A 24,961-nucleotide genomic window follows, 5' to 3' on the forward strand; every position below is an offset into this window, starting at 1 on the left:
CTGTCGATGACGAAGCGACGATCCGGCCGGCGTCTCTCCTCGGCGCAAAGAGGCAAAGCCGCAAAACCGCACGGAGACAGGCCAGTCAGCCGCCTTCTTTCGTCGCGCTGGACGCTGCCGGTTTTTGCACCACGCCGTCTTTTGTCTGATCCGCGGCCTGAACCGTCTGCGTCTGGGCAAAAAGCTGTGCCTTGACCACCGGTATCGCGTGCTCGCCCAACACCATGCCGAGCAGCCCGGCGAGCGCGATCAGGGGCGGCGCTGGCGACTGCACCTTGAGCAGCCAGTAAAGAAGCCCTATTCCGAAGCCGACGCCTAGTGAAATGATGTAGCCCATTCTGCCTGTCCTCACAATAGCCGCCATCCGTGTTCGCGCCAGCTCTTTCTTTCGACAGGCACTCGACACACAGTCAGGCGGCAGTACTTCACGATAGATCGCGTCAATTCGGCCAGTCACACCCCAGTACCAGTCCGCAGAAATTCAGACGACGATAGTTCGGGTCCCACCGGTCCAGCACATCGGCATTCACCGTGCCGAAGGTCGTCTCGGGACGATGCTGCATGCCGCGCGCATACGCTTCGATGATCTTCTTCTTGAAGCCGGATTCACGCGGATACGCCAGCACGATTTCGTCACGCTGTTGCGCGGTGAATTCGTCGTAGCGGGAGCCGCGAACATCCATCTGCACACCGGCACTGACCAGCGCAATCAGCGGCGACATGTACTCAGGAATACACGGCGTGGTGTGCAATGCGATTGCGACCCACACCTCCTGGATCGCGCTCTCGGCAACACCGTGCTGCCGCATGAAGTCACGTGCGGCGTTCGCGCCGTCCACTTCGAACCGGTGACGGGAATGTCGATACTGCATGGTAAGACCGACGTTATGAAAGAGCATGCCGACGTAAAGCAGGTCCGCGTCGAAAGCCAGATTCTCGCGAGCGCCGGTCAGCGCACCGAACAGAAATGCCCGCAACGCGTGATGGAACATCAACTCGGATTCCGCCGCCCGGATCTGATCGGCTGCCGCCCGGGCCAGCGGACCGTCAGGAATATCGACGCCCGCAATGCTTTTCGTCGTCGGCATGGTGGTCTCCGCTCGCCCCGTGGGAAGAAACCGTGGATGTCAGAACGCGAAACAGCTACATCCCAGCGCGCCCCAGAAGCCGTTCGAATCGCTGACTGGCACGTTCTTACGCCAGGCCCAGCCGTGCGCATGAGCATGCACACCGCACAGGTTCACGCAGCCATCCACGCACGCCACCGCGGTCGGCTTGTAACGGCTGTAGCCGCCGAACTCCGCAACAGGCGACCATGACGGACTGACCGGCAGATCTGGAGGCGCGAGCGGCGCGAACTCGTCGTCGGCGTACACGACCTTGCCGCCTACCACCGTCATCGCGGAGGTCAGATACTTGATGCGGCTCTCGTCGACGGTGAAGTAATCCTCGCTGAGCACCGCAAAATCCGCGAACTGACCGGGAACCAGCGCGCCCTTGCGATCTTCCTCGTTCGAGAACCAGGCGCTCCCCACCGTGTACCGACGCAGTGCTTCCATCCGGTCCAGGCGATTTTCGCTCGTATACATCGCGGTGCCGCCAACCGTCTTACCCGACACCATCCAGTAGAGGGACACGAAGGGGTTGAAGCTCGCCACACGCGTGGCATCCGTTCCCGCACCGACGGGGAGGCCCGCGTCCAGCATATGGCGCACCGGCGGCGTGCGCTGAATGGCCTCTTCTCCATAGCGCTGAATGAAGTACTCACCCTGATAGGCCATTCGATGCTGGATCGCAATGCCGCCGCCGAGTGCACGCACGCGTTCGATATTCTTTTGCGTGATGGTCTCGCAATGATCGAAGAACCAGCGCAAGCCGTTGAACGGAATCTCGGCGTTCACGCGCTCGAAGACATTCAGGAAACGCTCGATCGATTCGTTGTAGGTGGCATGCAGACGGAATGGCCAACGGTTCGCGACTAGCAGCTTCACGACGGTTTCCAGTTCGTCTTCGAGCGTGTCCGGCAGATCCGGCCGCGGCTCGAGAAAGTCTTCGAAGTCAGCCGCGGAAAACACCAGCATTTCGCCCGCACCGTTGACACGCAGGAAGTCGTCGCCTTCACCAGGCTTCGTCATCTTCACCCACTTCGCGAAGTCTTCAATTTCCTTTTTGGCGTTCTGCGTGAACAGGTTGTAGGCGATGCGCACAGTCAGCTCATTGCGCTTCGCCATGTCCATGATGACCGCGTAGTCGTCTGGATAGGCCTGGTAGCCGCCGCCCGCGTCGATCGCACTTGTCACGCCAAGCCGGTTCAGCTCGCGCATGAAATGTCGCGTGGAATTGCGCTGATCTTCGGGCGCGAGCTTTGGGCCCTTCGCCAGCGTGGCGTACAGCAGTCCGGCGTTGGGCCTTGCGATCAGCATGCCCGTCGGATTGCCGCGCTTGTCGCGCTGGATCTCGCCGCCGGGAGGATTGGGGGTGTCTTTCGTATAGCCGACCGCACGCAAGGCCGCACCGTTCAATAGCGCGCTGTCGTAGAGATGCAGAATGAACACCGGCGTGTCCGGTGCAATCGCGTTGATTTCGTCGAGCGTAGGTCCCCGCCGCTCGGCAAACTGAAATTCGTTCCAGCCGCCTACCACGCGCACCCACTGAGGCGCGGGTGTGCGGGCCACCTGCTTCTTCAGCATGTCGAGCGCGTCCGCCAGCGACGGCACGCCGTCCCAGCGCAACTCCATATTGAAGTTCAGTCCGCCGCGAATGATGTGCAAGTGCGAATCGTTGAGACCGGGAATAACCGTTCGGCCTTTGAGGTCCACGTGCCGCGTGTTGTCGTTCACGTGCCGCATCACGGCATCGCGTGAACCCGACGCAATGATGCGGCCATTCGCTACGGCGAGCGCATCGGCAAAGGAGCGTTTGTCGTCCTGTGTCGCGATCTTGCCGTTGAAAAAGACGACCTCGGCTAACGCCGGGTCGGGAGTATGGGAAGTCATGGCGATCCTCATTGGGGAGCACTCCGCTTTTTACGTGCGGAGCGATTCACGGGAAGCGGGTGCTCTTCGCGATTGCTTATTTCTTTGCTTACTTCTTCGCGGGCACCGCTGCCAGAACCTCGTGGGACCCCGCCGTGCGCTGGGGCGCCTTGTGCACCATGGTGTAGGCGTAGTCCACGCCCATCCCATACGCACCCGAATGCTCCTTGACGATCGCCATGACGGCTTCGTAGGTTTCCTTGCGCGCCCAATCCCGCTGCCATTCGAGCAGCACCTGTTGCCAGGTCACTGGAACCACGCCGGCCTGAATCATGCGTTGCATCGAATACTCATGCGCCTCTTTCGACGTCCCGCCCGACGCGTCGGCCACCATATAGATTTCGTAGTCGCCTTCGTTCATCGCGCATAGCGCAAATGTGTTATTGCAAACCTCGGTCCACAGACCTGCCACCACGACTTTTTTGCGGCCATTAGCCGCGAGCGAGTCGCGCACCTTCTGGTCATCCCACGAATTCATGGAAGTGCGTTCGAGCAATTTTTGCCCTGGAAACACATCCAGCAACTCGGGGTAGGAATAGCCCGAAAAGCTCTCGGATTCCACTGTCGTAATCGTGGTGGGAATGTTGAACACTCGCGCTGCCTTCGCGAGTCCTACTACGTTGTTCTTCAGTACCTGGCGGTCGATAGACTGGACACCAAAAGCCATTTGCGGCTGGTGGTCGATGAAGATGATCTGCGAATTTGCAGGTGTCAGGACTTCAAGTTTCGGATTTGCCATGGCTCTATACATCCTAAAGGTTGGGTGAAGACATGCCGCACTCGCCTGAAGTGCGAGAGAAACTGAAGCCGAGTCTATCGACGCCCTTACCGAGAGTCCTTGTTGAAATCCTTAATCGTTCTTAAAAGAAATGGGTGCAGAAAAAGACGCGGCGTGCGTCATGCACGACGGCGTTTTCAGAAGAATTCATATTTTCTGCAGGACTTTGGCCGCGTTGAATTCCTACACGCAGTCGCTGGATCCGGGAGGCCGAACTGTGCCGAGAAGTCCGGAAGGGACCGTGGTTGATATAATTTTCCAGCCGCATATGACGAGGCACGCTCATCATGAGCAAATATTTCGCCCGTCATACGTCAATCTGACTGGAAGATTCGATGTCCCAACAACTTGCCAACACGAGTCGACCGCCCACCCTCACCGGGCTCTTCCTGATATTCAGCCGGATTGGGCTCACCAGCTTCGGCGGCGGCCTGAGCGGGTGGCTCCTGCGTGAATTCGTCCAGGATCGCGACTGGATCAGTGAAGAAGATTTTCTGAATGGCCTGGCCATTTCTCAGGCGCTGCCGGGCATCAACGTCAAAAACATGGCGATATGGATCGGCCACCGTCTGCTCGGCTGGCGCGGCGCGCTGCTGGCCGTTGCCGGCATCATCGTCCCGCCCGCCATTTTCATCATTATTCTCGGTACGGTTCTCGGCCATCTGCTGCAATTTCCGCTCGCTCACATCCTGCTTGCGGGCGCAGCGGCAGCGGCCACCGGCCTGTCGTTGTCGATGGGCGTGACGACCGCGCGCCGCGTGCAGCGCAGGCTCATGCCGCTGCTGTTCCTTGCCGGCACCTTCGTCGCGGTCGGCATATTGCGTCTGCCGCTGGTGTGGGTCGTGATCGGCGCGGGAGGTCTGAGCGTGCTGTTCGAATACATCAAACTGCGCAAAGCCTGACCATGTCGAATCGCGTTCTGCTACAACTTGCGGCTGTTTTCGCGCCCCTGTCGCTCGTGACGATAGGTGGTGGCCAGGCCATCATCGCCGATATCCAACGACAGGTTGTGGATGTGCATGGATGGCTGACGCATGCCCAGTTCGGTGTGGATTTCGCCATCTCGCGTATGGCGCCGGGCCCTGGTTCGCTGCTGGCCACCTTGATCGGCTGGCAAATTGCCGGGTTCTGGGGCGCCGTGGTGGCCACGCTGGCATTGCTCGCGCCGACCGGCATCCTGATCTATGGCGTGACTCACTTCTGGACACGATATAAGGGCGCGGCGTGGCAACTGGCGCTCGAGCGCGGGCTGCGGCCCGTCGCCTCCGGCATGATTCTCGCAGCGGGATGGGTTCTGTTGAAGTCGCTCGACGGTGGGTTTCCGGCGCAAGCGATCGCCCTTATGTCGGTGGGGACGCTGCTCAGCACGCGAATCAATCCGCTGCTTCTGTTGGTTTGCGGCGCGTTGATGCTGCTTGGTATGTACGAACTTGGCGCCAGCCTTCCGTCCCTGCTTCAAGTGCAATTGGCGAGCTAACGCTGGCCCGACATGGAATACACGCGGCGCGCTCCCCCTTTCGCCTCAAACCTTCGCGATATGCGTCTCGGCAATCGCGCGCACGTCGATGCGGCGCGGCAGGATAGCGTCGCGATCCGCGCTATCGGCGACTTTCTGAAGCGCTGCGATATCCGCCTCGGTCACGAAGTGCTGTTTCAATGCCGCGCGCTGCGTGATCTGCTTCGCGGCGTCGAGTGGCGAGCGCGTCAATGTCGAGTAGATCTGCGCGTAGGCATCGGGATTCGCAAGCGCCCAATCACCCGCGCGCTGCAGTCTGAGCAGAACGTCTGCGATCGCCGCGCGTTTGCGCGTATCCGCAAGCGCGGCGCCCGATGCAGTGATAAAGCCGAGACCACTATTGATGCCGGACCCGTCGCGCAAAATGCGCGCGCCGCGTTGGACCGCGATACCGTAGTACGGATCGAACGTCGCCCATACGTCGATCGAGCCGGACGCGAACGCAGCAAACGCATCGACCGGCAGAATGAAACGGACCTTGACGTCGTCCTTCGAGAGTCCGGCTTCGGCGAGCGCACCATACAACTGGAATTGCGAAATGCTGCCGCGCGCCGACGACACGAACACGGTGCGCCCCTTCAGATCCGCCACCGTGCGAATCGGTGAATTGGGCGCAACCAGAATGCCGAGTTGCGCGCCCGACCCCACCCGCGTCGCGACGATCTTCAAGCTCGGATCGCCGACAGCCGCGGCAAGCACAGGCAAGTCACCCGCCGGCGCAAGATCGACGGCGCCTGCGCGTTGCGCCTCGAAGAGTGGCGCGGCGCCCTGGAAATTGGCCCAACGAAATGCATACGGCGTGCCGTCGAGTACCTTGGCCGCTTCGGCGAGCGCCCGTGTGCCGCCAGCCTGATCGCCGAGCACGATCGTGGTCGATGCCAGATCGGCGGCCTGCACGTTGAGTGAATGAAACGCGCCGGCTGTGGCAAGCGCCGGCATTGCGCCGAGCAACTTCAGCGTGCGCCGCCGCGTGGAAAAAGACGTATAAACAGAAGCGGCCATATGCCCTCGCTTGCAATATTTCTGCAAGCGTAGCGATCAGGACGCTTCGTGAGAATGATTCAATTCCGATATCGTTATCTCGGCCGGGCAGCTATCTTTTTCACCCCAGCGCGAGCCCGTCACTTACGACTTCTCGAATACGCCGCGATACGCGCCGTACATCGACAGAACGATCAGCGCGCTGACCAGCGGCGTCACCAGCAATCCGCGCAATGGAAGCGGTGCGAAGGTAGCGAGCCACACGTCGATAGCGATGGCAATGCCGAATACCAAAGCGACGCGCCAGTTACGCGCCACGGCACGCACACTCGCCGCCATCGCGTTCAGAGGCGACACGTTGTTCAGAACAACCAGCGCCGGCGCGAACCATACGAGCGAAGCCGCGAGCGCGTAGGCCAGCATGTTGAGCACCGGCTCCAGCGCATTGCCCGTGCCGTTATGTGCACCGTAGACGATCGTCAGATCATGCACGCCATTCGGTGCGACAGATGTCTTCATCGACACATGAAACGCCACAAACGCGATCAGGTGCCCCGCGTAGGCAACGGCAGCGCCGCATTGCCCGATCATGATCAACGCATTGCGATGCACGTTGACGGCTTCAATCGTCTCGCGGATCGACCAAGGGCGCGCATTGCTCGCACGTTCCTGCATCAGCACCAGTCCAGCGGCAAGGACCGGTCCGACGAGCACCGCCAGCACGCGCAGCGGCGGCGCCAGTTCGAACAGCGTCACCAGATCGGCACAACCGAGAATCGCCACGAGCCACAGCACAGGATTCGCGCGAGCGATACGAATCCCTTCCGCGAGCCAGCCTCCAACGCTTTGCATACCGACCACACGACTATCCGGATAGCGCAGCCCGGACACAGGTTGCGGACGTGCCGGAACTGCCGTACCGCCTGAATAATGCATATTCATGACCGTTTCCTTTTCATCGAATGAGGATAGAGACGTCAGTCAACCTGCGCCGCGCCTCAGGCGGATTGCCCTTCGTCGAGTCGAGCAGTAATCAGATCGAGTTGCCGCTGAACATAGCGAACCAGGGCGCGCCATGTAATTCGCGTCAACCACAAACACAGCCACAAACCGACGATGCCGGCGACCAGCATCGTGAATCCGTAAATCATTGCGCCGATGCCCGAGCCATGCGGGCCGACGATCACGACGTTATCCGAACCGTCCTTGATCGAAATGTGGTCGCGATCGATCACGACCGAATCCGTGCCGCTGTTGACCGCCAGACGCTTGCCGCTGCCGTCCGCGCCCTGCACGAAAGACACGTGGTCACCGTGGTTCCTTATGTCCCACGCCAGCGCCTTCGCACCGGTTCCGATGCGCGCAACCGATACCTTGTCCCCTTCGCCATCCTTAAGATCGAGCGCCACGATGTCGGTGGCTGCGATAGACCACGTGCCGTCCGGGTCGACTTTGAACAGATCGCGTGCGCCGCCGACCGAATTGATTTTGAGTTTGCCGTCGTCGTTCTTGATGTCGATCGGACCGGCAAGCGTCACAACGGAAATCCGCGTGGCTGCATCCGGCCGCAGCACGAAACGGTCGCCGTCCACCCGGAACACCTTCATATTGGCGGTTGCGAGGCGCGGGTCGCCCTGCTTGGGGACGTCATCCGCAGCGTCGTCATCATCGTCGTCGTTTCCGTTGGTGCTCGCCTGCTGACCCGTTTTCACGTCACTGCTTTCGAAGGTGAACGGCAGCGAATGAAACGCCGGCCACCCAAACAGATGATGACTGCCGAGCGCGACCACCGTCACGAGTCCGGCAACCACGAGTGCACCCGAAACCATGTAGCCGACCGTCAGCATCAGCAGATAGAACATGAACGGAATCAGCAGGAACAATTGCAACAAGCCGAGTCCCGCGATCGATACGACCACCCGCATCAGGTTGCCGAACGAGCGCCGCGTTTCCCACTGACGGAAGCTCGCCTGGGCCTTCAGTTCGCGTGCGAGCTTGACTGGGTCGCCTAGCGCTGCAACCACTTCCGCCTCGCTGCGGCCCGCAGCGAGCGCGTCGCCGAAATACTCGCGATAGTCGGCGACGATTTCGTCGACCACCTGCTTCGGCAAACTCCGCAGTTCGTGGCGCAATTGCTGGATGAATGCGTCCTGCGTCATTGCTTTTCCCCTGTTCCTGAGGGCGCACCGGACAAGGCCAGCACACCGTTGACTTCATCGACAAAACTGCGCCATTCGCTTTGCATTTCCGCCAGGCTGCTGCGGCCCGCCGCCGTCAGCGAGTAGTACTTGCGCGGCGGCCCCGAGCTGGATTCGACGAAATAGGTCGACACCCATGCCTCGGCCTGCAGCCGGCGCATCAATGGGTAAATCGTGCCCTCGCTGATTTCCATGGTTTCGGAAAGCGTCGAGACGAGCTCGTACGCATAGCTGTCGCCGCCGGCGAGGACAGCTAACACGCACATGTCGAGCGTTCCCTTCTTGAGCTGCGTTTTCATTCAATTCCATTACATTAGCGTGCATGGCACGGTACCTTGCTATGCACTGGTGCTGAACGTACCGATCCGCTTGGTGACGAACGAACTCTAGCACCCAGTATTGTTTAATGCAAGGTACTGTTTTATGCACAGGACACGCCAGCTCGCCGGGCAGGCCGTCCGATCATTCGCCGCGTTAATACAAAGGATTAGAAATCAGACTTTTACTTATTGTTTTTGGCTTCCGATAAAGGCACCAGGCCATGCGCGCAATGGCTGCGTTCATCCACTGAAACCGCCATGCCCAAGGAGAAACCCATGACGTCCTATCGCCCTGCGGACACACCACCGCCACCAGACGGCACCGAACGCAACATGAAAAAGATCGCGGTGGCGAGTGTGATCGGTACGACCGTCGAATGGTATGACCTGTTCGTTTTCGCCACCGCATCGGCACTCGTCTTCAACAAGGTGTTCTTTCCCGGCTTCGTCCCGTTGGTCGGCACCTTGCTGGCGTTCGGCACGTTCGCCTCCGCCTATCTCGCGCGCATTGTGGGGGCCGCCCTGTTCGGCCATTTCGGCGACCGCCTCGGACGCAAGGCGATGCTGCTGGTCTCGCTCATCATCATGGGCATCGCGACGTTCTCGATCGGGCTGCTGCCGAACTACGCGTCGATCGGCATCTGGGCGCCCATTCTGCTGCTCACCTTGCGCGTCATTCAGGGACTCGCACTCGGTGGCGAATGGGGCGGCGCCGTGCTGATGGCGGTGGAACACGCACCGGCCGGCAAGCGTGGACTGTATGGGTCGTGGGTGCAGATCGGCGTGCCTGCCGGCACCTTGATCGCCAATCTGGCGTTTCTGGTCTGCAATGCCACGCTGTCAAACGACGCCCTGCTCTCCTGGGGCTGGCGCATTCCGTTCCTTGCGAGCGCATTGCTCGTGGGGGTCGGGCTTTATATCCGTCTGAACACATCGGAAACGCCGTCGTTCCGCAAGATCAAGGAAGCCGACGCGCAGGTCAAACTGCCGATCGCCGAGGTCTTCACCCGATACTGGAAGCAGGTGCTACTCGGCGGCATCGCAACGATGTCGACGGGCACTTCGTTCAACCTGATCGTCGCTTTCGGACTCACCTATGGGACACAGACGCTGGGCTTCTCACGTAACGCGATGCTTTCCATCGCGCTGATTGCCTGCGCGCTCTGCATCGTGTTGTTGCCGGCCTTCGGCAAGCTATCCGACGTCGTGGGCCGCAAACCGGTAATCATCGGCGGTATTGTCGCCGAGGCCCTGCTCGCTTTTCCGCTTTTCTGGCTGCTGGACACGCGCGAGTTTCCGTTTGCGCTGCTCGGCTATCTGCTGATGATGACCGCCTTCGCCGCGAACTATGGCCCTATCGCCACCTTCCTCGCGGAGTTGTTCGGCACCGAGGTTCGCTACTCCGGTCTGTCGGTGAGCTACATGTTGTCCGGGCTGCTCGGCAGTGCGGCGACGCCGATTGTCACCACTGCGCTGTTGTCCGCTACAGGCCGCGGCTCATCGGTGGCGTGGTACATGATGGGCTCGGCTGCTGTTTCAGTACTCGCGCTCGTGCTGCTCGCGGAAACGCTGCGCCGCGACATCTCGTCCGCGGCGCGCACCAATGCCGCCACGGCGAGCCTTTCGTGAAGGTCTGATATGAAAACGGAAAATACCGCTCTGATGCAAACCACGCCAGACTCATCCCTACTGCGCAGCCTCGAATCCGTCAGCTTCCCGACTCTCGGGCACTTCATGGAAGACGGCTTCGCGGACCATCGCCTCCGCGCGATGGTCCCTAACGTCAAGGTGATCGGGCGCGCGGTAACGCTCAAGCTGCTGTCGCCTGATGCCATTCCCGTGAACCGCGCCCTCTCGCAACTCAAACCCGGTGACGTGCTGGTGATCGACATGAGCGGGAACCATACGCATGCGCCGGTGGGAGCGGTCACGGCATACGCCGCGCTCGACGCCGGTGCGCGAGGTGTTATCGTCGACGGCGTGGTGACCGATCTCATCGAACTACGCAGCACGGGGCTGCCTGTGTTCGCGCGCGGAACCTCGTTGCTGACGACCAAAAAGCGCGACACGATGTCGAGTCTCTTCAACGAGCCCGTAATGTGCGGCGGGGTTGCGGTGCGCCCAGGCGATATTGTGCTGGCCGACGACAACGGCGTGCTGTTCGCCGAAGCGCCGACCCTTGCCGCCGTGCTGGATCTGGCGCTGGCGTCCGACCGCGCGGAGCCCGCGATACTGGCTCGCCTTAAGGCCAAAGCCCCGCTTCACGAGGTGCTGCAATGCGCCATGTCGTAAAGTATTCACGCGGCTAATAATCTGCATTAGAACAATGAAGTTGACGGACACTGACGCGCTAACGAACACTATGCGCACTAAAGCACGTGAAAACCTGGGAGTCTTCTGAAATGCAATCCACGTCCACATCCGATCGCATGAGCGACAAGCCGGCGCCGATCGGTACCGAACAGCAGGTACGGGAAGAACTGGCGGCGCTCTACCGGCTGGCCGCTCACTTCCGCATGACCGACATGATCGACACGCACATCACGGCGCGGCTGCCCAGCTCGCCGGGCGAGCCGCCGGCATTTCTGATCAACCGCTATGGCGTGCTGTTTCACGAAATGCGCGCGTCGGACCTCGTGAAGATCGATCATCTCGGCAACGTCATCGACGAGCGGGCGCACAGCGACCCGGCGTTGTTTCGTGTCAACGCCGCAGGGTTCACGATTCATTCGGCCATCCACGCAGCTCGTGACGATCTGCATTTCGTGATCCATACACACACCGCCGCCGGAACAGCCGTGTCGGCCCAGGAGCAGGGGCTGCTGCCGATCAGTCAGCATGCGCTGAAGTTCTACGGCAAGCTCGCTTACCACGACTACGAAGGCATCGCGCTCGAGCTCGGTGAACGCGAGCGTCTGGTGCGCGACCTCGGTTCCTGCAAGGCGATGATCCTGCGCAATCATGGCCTGCTTGCGGCGGGAGCCACAGCAGCCGAAGCGTTTCACGAGATCTATTTCCTGGAGCGTGCCTGTCAGGCGCAAATCCAGGCGCTGGCCGGCGGCAGCGCGCTGCGCATTCCGCCGCGAGAAGTGTGCGAGTTGACTGCGAGCCAGTTCGCTCGCGACGACTCCGCGGGAATTCTGGAGCTGGCGTGGCGCGCGGCGTTACGGTTGATCGACGACCCGCAATCCGACTACCGCAATTAGGCCCGTTCTCCGGTTCAATGCAATGACCAAATTAGTTCTGGTGAGCCGTGACTACGACATGTCACACCTGGTGCGGCCGATTCTGCGCGCCGCCCCTGAATTCGATGTCGTGATGCACAGCGAGCACGCTGCCGCCGACGCTGAAATTGCCGTGTGCTGGAATCCACCGGCCGGCGCATTGGCGGCGCTGCCGAAGCTGCGGCTCGTGCATAGCATCGCCGCGGGCGTCGACAACATCCTGTCCGACCCTGCCCTGCCCGCCGTGCCGCTGTGCCGGGTGGTCGATCCGCAACACGCACGTGGGATGAGCGAATTTGTCACGTGGGGAGTGCTGCACTTTCATCGTCAACTCGACCGCGTGCTCGCCAATCAGCGTCTTAACCGCTGGTTCCGCCACGATCAGCGCGATGCTTCCGAATGCGCCGTCGGCATCATGGGACTGGGAGAAATCGGCAGCCGCGTGGCGACAGATTTGCAGCGCTTCGGCTTCGCGGTGCGCGGCTGGGCACGCAAGCCCCGCGAACTGCCGGGTGTGACGACCTTCGCCGGTCCACAGGAATTCAAGCCATTCCTTCAGGGGACGGACATCCTCGTGTGTCTCCTGCCGCTGACGCACGAAACCCGCTGGATTCTCAACGCGAACACGTTCGAACACTTGCGGCCTGGCACGAAGCTGATTCACGTCGGTCGAGGCGAACATCTGGTGCCCGCGGATTTGATCGCGGCGCTGACGAGCGGGCACATCGGCGGCGCGATCGTCGACGTGTTTCCGACCGAACCGTTACCACCCGAAGATCATTTATGGCGCGCGCCCAATCTGATCGTGACACCGCACATGGCGTCGGTGGCAAGCTCGGAGACGATCGGCACGCAGGTGGCGCACAACGTCCGCAGGCTGATCCGTGGCGAACCGCTGCAGAACGTGGTCGATGTCACGCGCGGCTATTGAGTGAGGTTGTTGAGCGCGGCGTTAGAGAAGTGGCGCAGAACACACGCAGCCTGATCTACGACGAACCGCTGCAGAACGTGGTCGACGTGACGCGCGGCTGTCGAGCGTTGCGTTAGCCGCCAGCACTTTCCGCCTGACCATCAATGAACACATTCAGCGCATCGATAAACGCAGCCTCAGCGGCGCTCAGCTTACGGTCCTGTGACCACAGCATGTAGATATCGAGGTCGGCCACGCCTTCATCCGGCGGCAGCCGCTGAAGGCGGCCCTGAACGATGTCGTCGCGCACGACGTGTTCCGGCAGGCAGCCAATGCCGAAGCCCGCGAAAATAAAACGCCTCACCTCGGTCATGCTCGACGACGAGCCCACCACGCGCCCGGTAAAACCCATCTCGTCACGAAAGAACGTGAGCGGCGACAGGTGGTCGCCCACTTTGTCGCCCGTGAAGGAGACGAACTTCTCGCCGGCGAGATCCGCGACCCGCAGATCACTGCGCCCAAAGAGCGGATGATGACGTCCGCAGAAAAGTGCATACCGTTGACGCAGAAACACGCGGCTATCGACCCGTTTAGGTAACGCACGGCGTGGCGTCAGTCCGAGCGTTGCGGATTTTTGCTGGAGACTGTTCACCACATCGGCGCTGCGCATTTCCTGGCTTTCGAGCTCGATACGCGGATACGTGCGATGGAATTCCGCGAGAAACGTGTCGTAGTCCGGGAAATCGATTCCGCTGACGGTGCTCACGCGCACCATGCCGGAGATATCGTGTTCGCGATCCACCTCGGCAAACGACAGCCGCGAGATCGTGCCGTACACGTCTTCGGCAATCTGCTTCACTTCGATGCCGGCCTGCGTGACCTCGATACGCGGACCGTGGCGATCCACGAGGCGCAGCCCCAACTGCTCTTCCAGCCGTCGCAACGCCTGGCTGACCGCGGGCTGCGTCAGATGAAGCTTCGTCGCCGCGCGACTCACGCTGCCCTCTTTCGCAATGGCAAGAAAAGTCCGTAGCAGATTCCAGTCGAGGCGGTCGTTCAGATAGGTGTCCGGGCGGTCTTTGCTCACGATGAGCCTCACAGGTTTCATCATCCGCCAAAATTATACTTAGGATTAGAATTAGAAATTAGACTTATCATTTTTGATTACGGATAAAGGCATCACGACGAACCCGACGCGGTCAGTACGCCGCGGCTTCAGGAGTGTGTGATGCTAAAGATCAATGGTGAGCGGCTCTGGACGAGCCTGATGAACATGGCCGCGGTCGGCGCCACGGCAGGCGGCGGTGTGCGGCGCCTTGCATTGACTGAACAGGACGCGGCAGGCCGGGCGCTTTTCTCGCAGTGGTGCGTCGACGCGGGGCTCACGCTGTCCGTCGACCAGGTCGGCAATCTCTTCGCCCGGCGCGCCGGCAAACGGAACGACGCCGCGCCCGTCGCAAGCGGGAGCCATCTCGACACGCAGCCCGAAGGCGGCCGCTTCGACGGAGTCTACGGCGTGCTGGCCGCGCTCGAAGTGGTCCGCACGTTGAACGATGCGAACATTCAAACCGACAAGCCGATCGAAATCGTCGTGTGGACCAACGAGGAAGGCGCGCGCTTCACACCGGCCATGCTTGGCTCAGCGGCCTTCACGGGGGTTATGCCGTTGGCCCGGGCGTTGAACACACGCGACTCAGCAGGGACATCGATCGAGCAGGCATTGGAAGCAACGGGTTATGCCGGCACGCGCGCCGTGCCCGGCATCGTCTTCGACGCCTATTTCGAAGCGCATATCGAACAGGGGCCGGTGCTCGAGGAAAGTGGCGTGCCGATCGGCGTCGTCACGGGCGGCCAGGCGATTCGCTGGCTCGATGTGCGCGTGCGTGGGCAGGCCGCACACGCCGGCACGACGCCGATGCAGTACCGCCGCGATGCGCTATTCGCGAGCGCGGAAATGGCCGCGGAACTGGAGAGCATCGCGGCGGAGTTCTTCCCGCAGGGACTCGCCACCATCGGCGAGTTGCACATACGCAATGCATCGCGCAACACGATCGCGGCGGATCTGTCGTTCACGGTGGATCTGCGCCACCCCGACGACCCAATGATCGAAAAAATGGAAACCGCGCTGCGCGAGCGCTTCGAGGTCATCGCAAAGCGCCGCCGCCTCACAGTCGAGGTGGGACAGCATTGGGTCAGCCCGGCTACGCCGTTCGACCCGCACTGCATTGCTGCCGTCAGCAACGCAGTGGAGATGCTGGACTATCCGCATCAACGCATCGTCAGCGGAGCCGGCCACGACGCAATCCATCTTGCGAAGCATTGTCCGACTGCGATGATTTTTATTCCCTGCGTCGACGGTCTGAGCCATAACGAAGCCGAGGACGCTTTGCCGGCAGACGTCACGCGCGGTACGGACGTGCTGCTTCATGCGATGCTGGCACGCGCTGGACAGGCCGTATGAACGCTCATCCAACGCCGCGCCCGCCAGGCATCCGGCGCACATGGCTCTTCGTACCCGGCAATCATTCCGGGGCTCACGCAGTCGCGCTGCAAAGCGGTGCGGATGCCATCGTCGCCGACCTCGAAGAGATGACTTCGCCGCAGGACCGGCCGCAGGCACGCGAACGCATTGTCACGCTATTGCGCGAGGCGGCTCGCGCCGGCACGTTCGGTTCGGTGCGGATCAACAAACTGGAGCACGACGGCCATGCCGATCTCGAAGGCATCATGCCCGGCACCCCACGGGCGATTTTTCTGCCGCACGCGGAAAGCGCGGCTCAACTGGCCGCCCTCGACGATGCGCTGGCCGTCATCGAGCGCAAGCTGGGCATTCCGGAGGGCTCGACGGAGGTGGTTCCAGTTATCGAATCCGCGAAGGGTCTGGTCAATCTGGGAGCGCTACTTCAGGTTGGTGCACGGATAAGGTGCTGCATGCTGGCGGTGGAAGACCTGGCGGCGAATCTCGGCGCGCGCCGCACGCCGGGCGGTAACGAACTGCTTTACGCACGCAGCCGCTTTCTGATCGAGTGCGTCGCCGCCGGCTGCGTGCCGATCGATCTCCCTTGTACGTACCGGTCGGCGCAGGTGCTTGGACAGGACCTGGACGTCTCCACGCAACTCGGATTCGCATCGAAAAGCGTCGTGTTTCCGGAGCACGTGCCGGTGATTCACCGCGCGCTGACGCCATCCGTGGACGACGTGAAGGCAGCGCGTGCGCTCGTCGATGCGCACGCGGCGCAGCAGGCGCATCCGTTCCCTGCCGGTTCGACATGGATCGACTATCCGGAGCGCAACAACGCGCAACGGTTGATCGCGCGTGCTGCGCTCCTCCGCGCCTTTAACGAAAGCGACAACGCGTAAGCGTGGCGAACATTAGCCGCCTTGATACTGAAGATTAAAAATCCGAATTTGGCGGCCCTATTTCGGCGACCGATAAAGACAGCAGTCAAGCCAACGCTGCGCGTTCAACAACAGGATTCCCCATGTCCCCTTCTGAACAGACTCATCAGCCCGTGCGCGCCGCCACTGCGGCTTTCATCGGCACGGCCGTCGAGTTTTACGACTACTACACCTATGCGACGGCCGCCGCGCTCGTGCTCGGCGAGGTGTTCTTCCCGAGCAGCAATCATTTCCTGAGCACAATGGCTTCGTTCGGCACGTTCTTTGTGGGCTTCATCGCGCGCCCATTGAGCGGTGCGGTATTCGGGCATCTCGGCGACAAGCTCGGCCGCAAGAAGATGCTTCTGCTGACCATGTTCCTGATGGGGATCGCCACCACCGGCATCGGCCTGCTGCCTGGCTACGCCAGCATCGGCATCTGGGCGCCGATCTCGCTCGTGCTGCTGCGGATTCTCCAGGGTATCGCCGTGGGCGGCGAATGGGGCGGCGCGGTACTGATGGCGAGCGAGCACGCGCCAACCGGCCGCAAGACGTTCTTCGCGTCCTTTCCGCAGATGGGCAGCCCGGCCGGGTTGATTCTTTCGCTCGTGTCGTTCCGACTCGTCACCTCGCTCGATCACGCAAGCTTCGTTGCGTGGGGTTGGCGTCTGCCGTTTCTGGCCAGCTTCGTGCTGCTGTTGATCGGCATGGCCATCCGGCTCGGCGTCAAAGAGTCGCCTGAGTTCGAGCAACTACGCAAGAATCGCGAGGTGCTGAAGTCGCCGGTCAAGGAAGTGCTGCGTACCGCCTGGTATCCGATTGTCATGGCGGCGATGGCCACGACAATCGGCTCTGCCGGGTTCTTCTTCACCAACACGTTCATGATTTCGTATGTCACCGGCTATCTCGGCATGTCGAAATCGTTCATTCTCGATTGCCTGTTTGTCGTCACTCTGATCCAGTTGGCGTCCCAGCCAGTTTCGGCGCTGTTGGCACAGCGGGTTGGAGAAACCCGCTTTCTGACCTGCGCCGCCCTGCTATCCATGCTCACGCCCTACCCGATGTTCCTGCTCGTCAAAACACAAAATCCGGTCGCGATCGTGGCGGGTATCTCGTTCGCTGTGGTGGTGCTGTCCGCTGTCTACGCGGTCATCGCCGGGTTCATGACGCCAGCATTTCCAACGCAGGTTCGGTACTCCGGCATTTCGATCGCTTATCAACTGTGCGCGACGATCGCCGGTGGGACGACGCCTTTGATCGGTACGGCGCTCGCGCAGAACTACAAGGGCGAGTGGCTGCCGCTGGCGATTTTCTTTAGTGTGCTTTCGGCGGTGTCGCTGGTTGGGATCGTGGGGCTCGGGCGTTATCGCAAGGGAATACGCGCGGGTGAAACGCGCGCGGGGATGTGCGAAGTGACATAATTCCCGCGTCGTTGCTTTGCAACGCGACCACTACTTTCACGCCGCAAAACCAGGAGATTCACATGAGCAAGGGATATTGGGTGACCGCATACCGCGCGACGAAGGACCCGTCTAAACTGGCCGCGTATGCGCAACTGGCAGCGCCTGCAGTGGCGGCCGCCAACGGCAAATTCATCGTGCGCGGCGTCGCCGAAGAAGCACATGAGCAAGGTTTGAAGGAGCGAACGGTCGTGATCGAGTTCCCGACCTACGAGCAGGCCGTTGCCGCCTATGAGAGCGACGCGTACAAGAAAGCGCTTGAAGCGCTGGGCGACGGTGTCGAGCGCGACCTGCGTATCGTTCGCGGCGTCGAGTAATAACGCATAGCGATGCTGCGCTCAGCCGGCCGCGGCGGCCTGCACGAGCGCACCGATGCCGTCGATAGCTGTCATCAACTCCGCAGGCGCGCCATGCCGCGCCTGCAAATAGCTCGTTGCGTTATACGAGAGCCACACCCGGCCGTCGCCGTCCTGCCACACCAGCACCTTGAGAGGCAGATCGAGCGCTGCGCTCGGCACGGCCTGCATCAGCGGCGTCCCCGCCCGCGGATTCCCGAACACAAGTAACTGTGACGCCAGCATCGCGAGCCCCGCGCGCTGTGCATCCGCCGCGAAATCGATGCGCGCGAACAGGATGATGTTCTTCGATTGAATCAGCGAGGCGAGTGCGTCGGCGGCCTGGTCGACCGTGCGTTGCGTGGGTACGGTGACGATACCGTTATCGGCTGCGAGACTGGACATGGATTTCTCCGGGTATTGACGATTGTTGACAATAGACAAGCTGGCAGGCTATGGTCAAAGAAGCCGACGATCTGTTGTCCCATCCTTTGTTCTAATCGCCGATCATGACCACGTCAACCACGTCCAGCGCCATCGAACTGCTGCAGCGGCATTCCCTTGCGACGCTAGTGCAGGAAATGCTCGAACGCAGCATCGTCTCGGGGGAATTCGCCCCGGGAGAGAAATTGAACGAAGTCGAAGTCTCCACGCGGCTGAATGTGTCGCGCGGGCCACTGCGCGAGGCGTTCCGCGCATTGGAACAGGCAGGTTTGCTGAAGACGGAGAAAAACCGCGGTGTCACGGTGCGCGCGCTGTCGCTACGCGAGGCCGAGGAGATCTATGAAGTTCGCGCCATGCTGGACGAATCGGTCGCCCGCGCACTCTCCAATCGGATGACGCCTGAAACGCTCGCCACGCTCAAAGGCATCATCACGTCGATGAAAGCAGCGAAGAAGGATCACGATCTCACGCGTTACACGGCATTGAACGTCCAGTTGCACGATGCGATGGTGACGGGCGTCGGCAACCAGCACCTGATCGAAACCTATCGGCATCTCGTTCGCCAGCTTGGTTTGCTGCGTCAGGCCGCAATCGAATCGGAAAAGAGCGCGCTGGCAACGTCGGTGACGGAACACGAGAAAATCGTCAACGCACTCGCCAGGGGCGATACGGAAAGCGCCGTCGCGCTCGTGCGCGAACACGTCGCGCATGGGCTCGCGAGAATGCGGCGTGCCCACGAGCACTGGGCGGCGTCTGCCGGCAATAGCGACAATGCAGGCAGCGTCTGAAACAGGGCCTGAAGCAGGGCCTGACAACTGCGCACGCGGCCCCGCACTCAGCGGCGCGGGGCCGTCATGACACTAAGCTTTATCCGACTTCCCCGCAGCATTGGCGAGCTTGCTGAGTAATCGATCGACCAGCCAGGGCTGCCGGTCTTCGTCTTCCGCGCGCTCCTTGCGCCGAATCGCGTCGCGCACGGTAATCGAACCCACGTAGCGGATCGGCTCGGGCGGAAAATAGCCCAACGGTCCCTGCGTCAATGGACTCCGCGTCCACTCGTTGTCGAGTTCAAGCAGCAGCGACGACAGAATCTGCCCACCCATATAGGTCGGCCCAACACCGTTGCCTGAATAACCAAAGCCATAAAGCACGTTCGGCGCGTCCTCGAGCCTGCCGAAAAACGGAAAACCCGTCACCGAACGATCCGACGGACCGTTCCAGCTCGCCGTGACCGGCACATCGCGCAACGCCGGGAAGAAATCGTGCAGGCTGCGCGTCAGATCCGCTTCATACGGCGAGCGTTGGTCGAACACGGGCGCGATCCGGCCGCGCCAGGCAAAGGTGTTGCCGCCCTTGCCGAGCATCAACCGGCCGTCCGCCGTGCTGCGATAGTAGTAGACGAAGATGCGCGAGTCGAGCACCGATACGCCGTCTTTCAAGCCGATTTGCTGCAGCAGCTCCGGGCATTTCTCGGTGACGATCATGTCGCTCGAAACGACAGCAAGCGTGCGCTCAAACTGCTTGAAGCGGCTCGCCATCCACGCGTTGATCGCGAGCACCAGCTTGGGCGCTGTGACGCTGCCAGCCGGCGTGCGCACGGTCACACGCTCGCCGGACGTAAAGTCGAGCATCGGCGTGCGTTCGTAAATACGAATGCCCATTTCAATCGCGACACGCCGCAATCCGCGTACGAGCTTGCCCGGATGCACGGTTGCGGCGACCGGCGAATACACGCCGCCGAGATTGCGCGCCGAACCGGAACGGCTCACCACTTCGTCTGGTGCGAGATGTTGATACGAATTGATGCCGTGTTCACTCAGTGCGGCGATCACCGGGTCGAGCAGGCCGATTTGCGCACGCGATGTCGCCGTGTAGAGCGTGCCGTCGAGCCGAAGCTCGGCATCGATCGCGTGCTCGACACAGAAATCGCGAATCCGTCCCACGGCCGCTTCGGATGCCTTCACCAGCCGGATCGCTTCGGCCTCGCCAAACAGACGCCGCAGCGTAAAGAACTTGGTCGACCACGTGAGCAGGCAGCCACCGTTGCGGCCACTCGCGCCCGCACCGCACAGGTCGCTCTCGATGATCACGATGTCGAGATCGGGTTTCTTCTGCTTCGCCTGGATGGCGGTCCACAAACCGGTGAAACCACCACCGACAATGCAAACATCGGCCGTCGTCGCACCTTGCAGTGCGGGCGCCAATGAACCATCGGCGAAGAGTGCTTGTTCAATCCAGAACGGGCGCATGAATTGCTCACATTGATACAACGGTTTAACGCCACGCGGCGAAAGGAAAGACTTCTCCTCGCGTCAACGGAAAGAAGCCTTCGCGCGTGGACATGCTCAGGCCAACTCAGGCTAACGCTTTCGCCGATACCTGTTTGATTCCCATGGCCTTCAGCGTATCGGCGATCGCGGCGACAGCGCCGGGGATACCGCTATCACCAAAGTGCCCGATACAGCCGACTCGGAATGTTTCTACCTGGGTCAGCTTGCCCGGATACAGGATGTAGCCGCGCTTTTTCACTTCGGTATAGAACGTCTTGAAGTCGTAGTTGGGATCATCAGGCGCGTGAAACGTGACGATGATCGGCGCCTGAATCGCAGGATCGAGAAAGGTTCGAAAACCGAGCACGGCCATGCCTTCGATCAACGCGCGGCAATTGCTCGCATAGCGCGCGCCGCGCGCTTCAAGACCGCCCTCTTCCATGTATTGCGCGATCGCCTGATCGAGTGCCGCGACGACGTGAGTGGGCGGCGTGAAACGCCATTGCGTGGTGCGGTTCATGTAGACCCATTGATCGTACAGATCCATGGCGAGCGAGGGGCTGTTGCCCTCGCATTGCTCCAGCGTGCTGCGGCGGATGATCACGAAGCCCATGCCGGGCACACCTTCCAGACATTTCCCGGAAGCGGCCACGACCGCGTCGAACGGCGTTTGACGCGCGTCGATGTCGATGGCGCCGAAAGAACTCATCGCGTCGATGATCAGACTGCGACCGTGCTTTGCGACAACCATGGCAATCTCATGCAGCGGATTGAGCACCCCGGCACCGGTTTCGCAATGCACGAGTGCGACGTGCGTGATGCTCGGGTCAGCCGCTAGCGCGCGATCGACGTCAGCCGCTTTGACCTGCGTGTCTTCGGGATAGTCGAGCGTCTGGTGGCGACGGGCGAGTGCGCGGCAAATCTTCGCGATGCGCTGGCAATACGCGCCGTTGTTCGGTATCAGCACATGCCCATCGCGCGGCACCAGCGTGCCGATCGCAGCTTCCACCGAGAACGTGCCGCTGCCTTGCAAGGGCACGCATTCATGCGTGTCTTCGCCATGCACGATGCGCAGCGTCTGCTGGCGAACACGAGCAGTGATCTGATTGAAATCACCGTCCCACGATCCCCAGTCGCGCAGCATCGCCTGACGCGTGCGTTCTGAGGTCGTGAGCGGACCGGGTGTGAGCAGAATGGGCTGGGAAGGCAGATTCACAGTAGCTCCTTATCGATCTTGATGAAGACTTGTTTCAGCCACGGCGCGTGGTGCGCCATGCCTGGGTTCTACGCAATACGCCATGCGATACGCAGGCAAACAGCACGCAGGCGAACGCCGCCGTCACGAGGACCAGCGTGGCCATCGCCGCGGCCGGTCCGATCTGGCCGGCGTCGTCGAGATTGAGAATGGCGACGGAGGCCGGTTGCGTGTCGGGTGAATAGAGAAACGCGACCGCCGACACCGTCGTCATGCCGTTGACGAACAGATAACGTGCGATCTGCAGGATCGACGGCAGGCATACAGGCACGGTGACGCGCAAAAACGTCTTGTAGAAAGGCACTTTCAGCGAAGCCGACACTGCTTCGAACTCGTTGTCGATCTGACGAAGCGCGGTGACCGCGGTCAAGTGGCTTGACGAGTAGTAATGCACCACCGTGACGATCGCGAGCAGTGCGAGCGTGCCGTAAAGACCGTTCAAAGGATTGGCGGGCGAGTTGAACAGAAAGATATAGCTGATGCCGAGCACGAGACCTGGCACACCCATCGGCAGGATCGCGCACAGATTGATAAAGCCGCGTAACCAGCGCGGCCCACGTGTTTTCTCCACCAGATACGCGCCGCCGAAAACAATGATGGTGCCGCCGATCGCCACGCACGCGGCCATTTTCAGGCTGTTCTTGTACGCATCGAAAATCCCCGCGCCGATCAGTCCCATCTTGTAGTGCTGCAAGCCGAGGCTCATCTGATACGGCCAGAACTTCACGAACGAAGCGAACACCGAAATACCGACCACAGCCAATAACAGCAGGCAGATCAATCCGCAGTAACCCAGCATCGCCATGTCGAAACCACGCGAGGGTTTTGGCTGATAAGGCGTCGAGCGTGCGCCGAGTTGCGATTGCTGCTTGCGGCGAATGAAGAAGTCGACGGCGAACGCGACCAGCGCCGGACAGAGCAGCAGCAGGCTGACCACCGCGCTCCGGTTGAAGTCCTGCAGGCCGATGATGAGCTTATAGATGTCGGTGGAGAGCACCGAATAAGGTCCGCCGATCACGACCGGCACGCCGAAGTCGTTGATGCAGATCGTGAACGACACCATCGTCGCGCTGATCAGGCCGTACTTCGCGCCCGGCAATGTGATCGTGAAGAATTTGCGCGCACGGCGTGTGCCCATCGCTTCGGCCGCTTCGTATAAACGTCCGTCGGAGAGCGACAGCGCCGTCACGAGAATCATCAGCACGTGCGGAAACGCGGCATACACCAGACTGCATACGATGCCCGGCAGCCCATAGATCGAATGCCCGTGAAGCAAGGGCTTCAGGATGCCCGAGTTGCCGAACCAGTAGATGAACGACACCGCGGACAACAACGTCGGCGCGAGCAGCGGAAGCAGCGCGACCGTGCGAACGGCGTTCTTCATCGGCATGCAGGAACGGGTCAGCGCGTACGCAAACGTAAAGGCCATCGGAATCACGATCGCCGTCACGAGACAAGCCACCGTGACCGAGTGCAGTGTCGACGTCCACACGCCGGAATCCACCAGATAGCCGGTGAAATTGGCGAGTCCGACGAAATGGCCATCCGCATCGACGAAGCATTTGCCGATCACCAACGCCAGCGGCAACAGCAGAAACACGCCGAGAAACGCGGACATCAACACCAGCGCCAACTGCGCGATCCGGTCATGCCAATGGCTCTTCTGGCGCACCTCGGCGTGACTTTCCTCGCCGCTGCGGCGCTCGATCAGAACGGCGCTCATTGGAGTCGCTCCTTCGCGGCGGAGAAGACGCACACGTGTTCGCGGTTGATAGCCAGATTGAAGCGCGACCCCGGCTGCAGGCGGGTACGATGCATTTCATGAAACGACAGGTCGGCGACGATCTCCTGCTCGCCGAGCCCGTCCACCTTGAAGCTGACCCGGCAGAACGCGCCGAGGAATTCCAGCTTCTCGACTGAGGCGGGCAGCAGGTTGTCCGCCTCGTTGCCCGGCGCGCTGAGGTGAATGTCTTCCGGGCGCACGAACGCCGACACTTTCGAACCCAGCACCGCGCGCTCCGATCCGCACCCGTAGCGCAGCGCGATGGCGCCGGCTTTGAGACTGCCGTCGCGCGCCACCTCGGCCGGAATCAGATTGACCTTGCCGATGAAATCGGCAACGAACGGCGAGGCCGGCTCGCGATAGATTTCGTGTGGCGTGCCGATCTGCTCGATCACACCCTGATTCATCACCACGATCCGGTCGGCCATGGATAGCGCTTCTTCCTGATCGTGCGTCACCATGATCGTGGTCACGCCGAGGCGCTGCTGCAGCTGGCGGATTTCCTGGCGCAGCCGCACACGCACACGCGCATCGAGCGCCGAGAGCGGCTCGTCGAGCAACAGCAAACCCGGTGATGTGGCGAGCGCACGCGCCAGCGCGATACGCTGCTGCTGCCCGCCGGATAACTGGTTCGGATGCTTCTTCTGCGCATCCGGCAAACCAACCAGGGCGAGCAATTCGTTCACACGATCGGCGATCGCCGCGCGCTTCATCTTGCGATTCACAAGACCATAGGCCACGTTGTCGAAGATGGTCAGATTCGGAAACAGCGCGTACGACTGAAACACGATGCCGTAATCGCGAAGCTGAGGCGGCAGCCGCGAAATATCGCGGCCATCCTGCGTGATCTGACCAGCACTTTGTGTTTCAAGCCCGGCAATGATGCGCAGCAAAGTGGTCTTGCCGCATCCCGACGGCCCGAGGAAGCAGAGCATTTCTCCCTTCTTCACGCCAAGATTGATGTCCTCCAGAACCGGCGTGTCGTTGAACCGCTTGTAGACCCGCTCTACGCTCAAATACGTTGTCATCTGCTCCTCCGCTTCCGCTTGCATGTCGACGTGGCGCGACGCACTG

At 61.2% G+C, this 24,961-nt stretch carries 25 protein-coding genes; 11 read left to right on the forward strand and 14 right to left on the reverse strand.

What is annotated here, in order from left to right; all coding sequences use genetic code 11:
• Positions 1-85: 85 nt before the first annotated feature.
• From R8871_RS11655 to R8871_RS11670, 4 genes are all read right to left on the reverse strand, one after another.
• Positions 86-337: a DUF1427 family protein gene (locus R8871_RS11655; RefSeq protein WP_175050576.1), complete on the reverse strand. Its 252-nt coding sequence runs from the start codon at positions 335-337 to the stop codon at positions 86-88.
• Between the two features lie 103 nt (positions 338-440).
• Positions 441-1,088: an HD domain-containing protein gene (locus R8871_RS11660; protein WP_175050577.1), complete on the reverse strand. Its 648-nt coding sequence runs from the start codon at positions 1,086-1,088 to the stop codon at positions 441-443.
• Between the two features lie 39 nt (positions 1,089-1,127).
• Positions 1,128-2,996 carry an amidohydrolase gene (locus tag R8871_RS11665; RefSeq protein ID WP_407673140.1) on the reverse strand — a complete coding sequence of 623 codons (1,869 nt, stop codon included), beginning with the start codon at positions 2,994-2,996 and terminating at the stop codon, positions 1,128-1,130.
• Between the two features lie 88 nt (positions 2,997-3,084).
• Complete coding sequence (locus tag R8871_RS11670; RefSeq protein ID WP_175050579.1) at positions 3,085-3,774, reverse strand: hydrolase; 690 nt, start codon at positions 3,772-3,774, stop codon at positions 3,085-3,087.
• Positions 3,775-4,148: 374 nt separating this feature from the next.
• Here R8871_RS11670 and R8871_RS11675 point away from each other — a divergent pair, with 374 nt between their 5' ends.
• Together R8871_RS11675 and R8871_RS11680 are read left to right on the forward strand one after the other, a co-directional pair.
• Positions 4,149-4,715: a chromate transporter gene (locus R8871_RS11675; RefSeq protein ID WP_175050580.1), complete on the forward strand. Its 567-nt coding sequence runs from the start codon at positions 4,149-4,151 to the stop codon at positions 4,713-4,715.
• 2 nt (positions 4,716-4,717) lie between these two features.
• Complete coding sequence (locus R8871_RS11680; RefSeq protein WP_175050581.1) at positions 4,718-5,290, forward strand: chromate transporter; 573 nt, start codon at positions 4,718-4,720, stop codon at positions 5,288-5,290.
• Between the two features lie 45 nt (positions 5,291-5,335).
• Here the strand turns inward: R8871_RS11680 and R8871_RS11685 are convergent, their stop codons facing one another.
• From R8871_RS11685 to R8871_RS11700, 4 genes are all read right to left on the reverse strand, one after another.
• Complete coding sequence (locus tag R8871_RS11685) at positions 5,336-6,331, reverse strand: ABC transporter substrate-binding protein (protein WP_175050582.1); 996 nt, start codon at positions 6,329-6,331, stop codon at positions 5,336-5,338.
• A 123-nt stretch (positions 6,332-6,454) separates the two neighbouring features.
• Positions 6,455-7,252, reverse strand: coding sequence for a BPSS1780 family membrane protein (locus R8871_RS11690; RefSeq protein ID WP_175050583.1), 798 nt, complete (start codon positions 7,250-7,252; stop codon positions 6,455-6,457).
• Positions 7,253-7,308: 56 nt separating this feature from the next.
• Complete coding sequence (locus R8871_RS11695; RefSeq protein ID WP_175050584.1) at positions 7,309-8,469, reverse strand: HAAS signaling domain-containing protein; 1,161 nt, start codon at positions 8,467-8,469, stop codon at positions 7,309-7,311.
• Positions 8,466-8,807: a PadR family transcriptional regulator gene (locus R8871_RS11700; protein WP_175050585.1), complete on the reverse strand. Its 342-nt coding sequence runs from the start codon at positions 8,805-8,807 to the stop codon at positions 8,466-8,468. Before R8871_RS11700 ends, R8871_RS11695 begins: the two co-directional genes overlap by 4 nt.
• Positions 8,808-9,104: 297 nt before the next feature.
• Here R8871_RS11700 and R8871_RS11705 point away from each other — a divergent pair, with 297 nt between their 5' ends.
• The 4 genes from R8871_RS11705 (at position 9,105) to R8871_RS11720 (ending at position 12,983) form a co-directional block, all read left to right on the forward strand.
• A complete protein-coding gene (locus tag R8871_RS11705; RefSeq protein ID WP_175050586.1) occupies positions 9,105-10,457 on the forward strand; it encodes an MFS transporter in 1,353 nt (450 codons plus the stop codon).
• A 9-nt stretch (positions 10,458-10,466) separates the two neighbouring features.
• Positions 10,467-11,120, forward strand: a complete 654-nt coding sequence (locus tag R8871_RS11710; protein ID WP_217468898.1) for an RraA family protein — start codon at positions 10,467-10,469, stop codon at positions 11,118-11,120.
• Positions 11,121-11,257: 137 nt separating this feature from the next.
• Complete coding sequence (locus R8871_RS11715) at positions 11,258-12,034, forward strand: class II aldolase/adducin family protein (RefSeq protein ID WP_175050725.1); 777 nt, start codon at positions 11,258-11,260, stop codon at positions 12,032-12,034.
• Positions 12,035-12,056: 22 nt separating this feature from the next.
• Complete coding sequence (locus R8871_RS11720) at positions 12,057-12,983, forward strand: 2-hydroxyacid dehydrogenase (protein ID WP_175050587.1); 927 nt, start codon at positions 12,057-12,059, stop codon at positions 12,981-12,983.
• A gap of 112 nt (positions 12,984-13,095) precedes the next feature.
• Here R8871_RS11720 and R8871_RS11725 read toward each other — a convergent pair whose 3' ends face one another.
• A complete protein-coding gene (locus R8871_RS11725) occupies positions 13,096-14,049 on the reverse strand; it encodes a LysR family transcriptional regulator (RefSeq protein ID WP_246287533.1) in 954 nt (317 codons plus the stop codon).
• Positions 14,050-14,190: 141 nt separating this feature from the next.
• Between R8871_RS11725 and R8871_RS11730 the strand changes: the two genes are divergently transcribed.
• The 4 genes from R8871_RS11730 (at position 14,191) to R8871_RS11745 (ending at position 18,117) form a co-directional block, all read left to right on the forward strand.
• Positions 14,191-15,423 (forward strand): Zn-dependent hydrolase, encoded by a 1,233-nt coding sequence (locus R8871_RS11730; RefSeq protein WP_175050588.1) that lies wholly within the window; start codon positions 14,191-14,193, stop codon positions 15,421-15,423.
• Complete coding sequence (locus R8871_RS11735) at positions 15,420-16,322, forward strand: HpcH/HpaI aldolase/citrate lyase family protein (protein ID WP_175050589.1); 903 nt, start codon at positions 15,420-15,422, stop codon at positions 16,320-16,322. The genes R8871_RS11730 and R8871_RS11735 overlap by 4 nt, the downstream gene beginning before the upstream one ends.
• Positions 16,323-16,444: 122 nt before the next feature.
• Positions 16,445-17,761, forward strand: coding sequence for an MFS transporter (locus R8871_RS11740; RefSeq protein ID WP_175050590.1), 1,317 nt, complete (start codon positions 16,445-16,447; stop codon positions 17,759-17,761).
• Between the two features lie 62 nt (positions 17,762-17,823).
• Positions 17,824-18,117, forward strand: a complete 294-nt coding sequence (locus tag R8871_RS11745) for a DUF1330 domain-containing protein (protein ID WP_154562529.1) — start codon at positions 17,824-17,826, stop codon at positions 18,115-18,117.
• Between the two features lie 21 nt (positions 18,118-18,138).
• On the opposite strand, the gene R8871_RS11750 is transcribed toward R8871_RS11745, so the two are convergent.
• Positions 18,139-18,540 carry a DUF302 domain-containing protein gene (locus tag R8871_RS11750; RefSeq protein WP_175050591.1) on the reverse strand — a complete coding sequence of 134 codons (402 nt, stop codon included), beginning with the start codon at positions 18,538-18,540 and terminating at the stop codon, positions 18,139-18,141.
• A gap of 104 nt (positions 18,541-18,644) precedes the next feature.
• On the opposite strand from R8871_RS11750, the gene R8871_RS11755 reads away from it, so the two are divergent.
• Entirely contained in the window at positions 18,645-19,367 is a 723-nt protein-coding gene (locus tag R8871_RS11755; RefSeq protein ID WP_175050592.1) for a phosphonate utilization associated transcriptional regulator, read from the forward strand.
• Positions 19,368-19,439: 72 nt separating this feature from the next.
• On the opposite strand, the gene R8871_RS11760 is transcribed toward R8871_RS11755, so the two are convergent.
• The 4 genes from R8871_RS11760 to R8871_RS11775 all read right to left on the reverse strand — a co-directional run bounded on the left by R8871_RS11760 (position 19,440) and on the right by R8871_RS11775 (position 24,915).
• Positions 19,440-20,828 (reverse strand): FAD-dependent oxidoreductase, encoded by a 1,389-nt coding sequence (locus R8871_RS11760; RefSeq protein ID WP_175050593.1) that lies wholly within the window; start codon positions 20,826-20,828, stop codon positions 19,440-19,442.
• A gap of 106 nt (positions 20,829-20,934) precedes the next feature.
• On the reverse strand, positions 20,935-22,065 hold the full coding sequence (locus R8871_RS11765) for a 2-aminoethylphosphonate--pyruvate transaminase (protein WP_175050594.1): 1,131 nt from the start codon (positions 22,063-22,065) through the stop codon (positions 20,935-20,937).
• Between the two features lie 34 nt (positions 22,066-22,099).
• Entirely contained in the window at positions 22,100-23,827 is a 1,728-nt protein-coding gene (locus R8871_RS11770; protein ID WP_175050595.1) for a putative 2-aminoethylphosphonate ABC transporter permease subunit, read from the reverse strand.
• Positions 23,824-24,915, reverse strand: a complete 1,092-nt coding sequence (locus tag R8871_RS11775) for a putative 2-aminoethylphosphonate ABC transporter ATP-binding protein (RefSeq protein WP_175050727.1) — start codon at positions 24,913-24,915, stop codon at positions 23,824-23,826. Before R8871_RS11775 ends, R8871_RS11770 begins: the two co-directional genes overlap by 4 nt.
• Positions 24,916-24,961: the final 46 nt, after the last annotated feature.

The organism is Paraburkholderia sediminicola (assembly GCF_902859805.1).
GTDB classification, from domain to species: Bacteria; Pseudomonadota; Gammaproteobacteria; order Burkholderiales; family Burkholderiaceae; genus Paraburkholderia; species Paraburkholderia sediminicola.

Coding starts and splice junctions, on each gene's coding strand:
- R8871_RS11740 (WP_175050590.1), top strand. CDS start 16,445: ATGTCCCCTTCTGAACAGACTCATCAGCCCGTGCGCGCCGCCACTGCG.
- R8871_RS11705 (WP_175050586.1), top strand. CDS start 9,105: ATGACGTCCTATCGCCCTGCGGACACACCACCGCCACCAGACGGCACC.
- R8871_RS11680 (WP_175050581.1), top strand. CDS start 4,718: ATGTCGAATCGCGTTCTGCTACAACTTGCGGCTGTTTTCGCGCCCCTG.
- R8871_RS11675 (WP_175050580.1), top strand. CDS start 4,149: ATGTCCCAACAACTTGCCAACACGAGTCGACCGCCCACCCTCACCGGG.
- R8871_RS11755 (WP_175050592.1), top strand. CDS start 18,645: ATGACCACGTCAACCACGTCCAGCGCCATCGAACTGCTGCAGCGGCAT.
- R8871_RS11715 (WP_175050725.1), top strand. CDS start 11,258: ATGAGCGACAAGCCGGCGCCGATCGGTACCGAACAGCAGGTACGGGAA.
- R8871_RS11730 (WP_175050588.1), top strand. CDS start 14,191: ATGCTAAAGATCAATGGTGAGCGGCTCTGGACGAGCCTGATGAACATG.
- R8871_RS11660 (WP_175050577.1), bottom strand. CDS start 1,088: ATGCCGACGACGAAAAGCATTGCGGGCGTCGATATTCCTGACGGTCCG.
- R8871_RS11665 (WP_407673140.1), bottom strand. CDS start 2,996: ATGACTTCCCATACTCCCGACCCGGCGTTAGCCGAGGTCGTCTTTTTC.
- R8871_RS11655 (WP_175050576.1), bottom strand. CDS start 337: ATGGGCTACATCATTTCACTAGGCGTCGGCTTCGGAATAGGGCTTCTT.
- R8871_RS11685 (WP_175050582.1), bottom strand. CDS start 6,331: ATGGCCGCTTCTGTTTATACGTCTTTTTCCACGCGGCGGCGCACGCTG.
- R8871_RS11770 (WP_175050595.1), bottom strand. CDS start 23,827: ATGAGCGCCGTTCTGATCGAGCGCCGCAGCGGCGAGGAAAGTCACGCC.
- R8871_RS11720 (WP_175050587.1), top strand. CDS start 12,057: ATGACCAAATTAGTTCTGGTGAGCCGTGACTACGACATGTCACACCTG.
- R8871_RS11695 (WP_175050584.1), bottom strand. CDS start 8,469: ATGACGCAGGACGCATTCATCCAGCAATTGCGCCACGAACTGCGGAGT.
- R8871_RS11735 (WP_175050589.1), top strand. CDS start 15,420: ATGAACGCTCATCCAACGCCGCGCCCGCCAGGCATCCGGCGCACATGG.
- R8871_RS11775 (WP_175050727.1), bottom strand. CDS start 24,915: ATGACAACGTATTTGAGCGTAGAGCGGGTCTACAAGCGGTTCAACGAC.
- R8871_RS11745 (WP_154562529.1), top strand. CDS start 17,824: ATGAGCAAGGGATATTGGGTGACCGCATACCGCGCGACGAAGGACCCG.
- R8871_RS11670 (WP_175050579.1), bottom strand. CDS start 3,774: ATGGCAAATCCGAAACTTGAAGTCCTGACACCTGCAAATTCGCAGATC.
- R8871_RS11760 (WP_175050593.1), bottom strand. CDS start 20,828: ATGCGCCCGTTCTGGATTGAACAAGCACTCTTCGCCGATGGTTCATTG.
- R8871_RS11690 (WP_175050583.1), bottom strand. CDS start 7,252: ATGAATATGCATTATTCAGGCGGTACGGCAGTTCCGGCACGTCCGCAA.
- R8871_RS11750 (WP_175050591.1), bottom strand. CDS start 18,540: ATGTCCAGTCTCGCAGCCGATAACGGTATCGTCACCGTACCCACGCAA.
- R8871_RS11700 (WP_175050585.1), bottom strand. CDS start 8,807: ATGAAAACGCAGCTCAAGAAGGGAACGCTCGACATGTGCGTGTTAGCT.
- R8871_RS11710 (WP_217468898.1), top strand. CDS start 10,467: ATGAAAACGGAAAATACCGCTCTGATGCAAACCACGCCAGACTCATCC.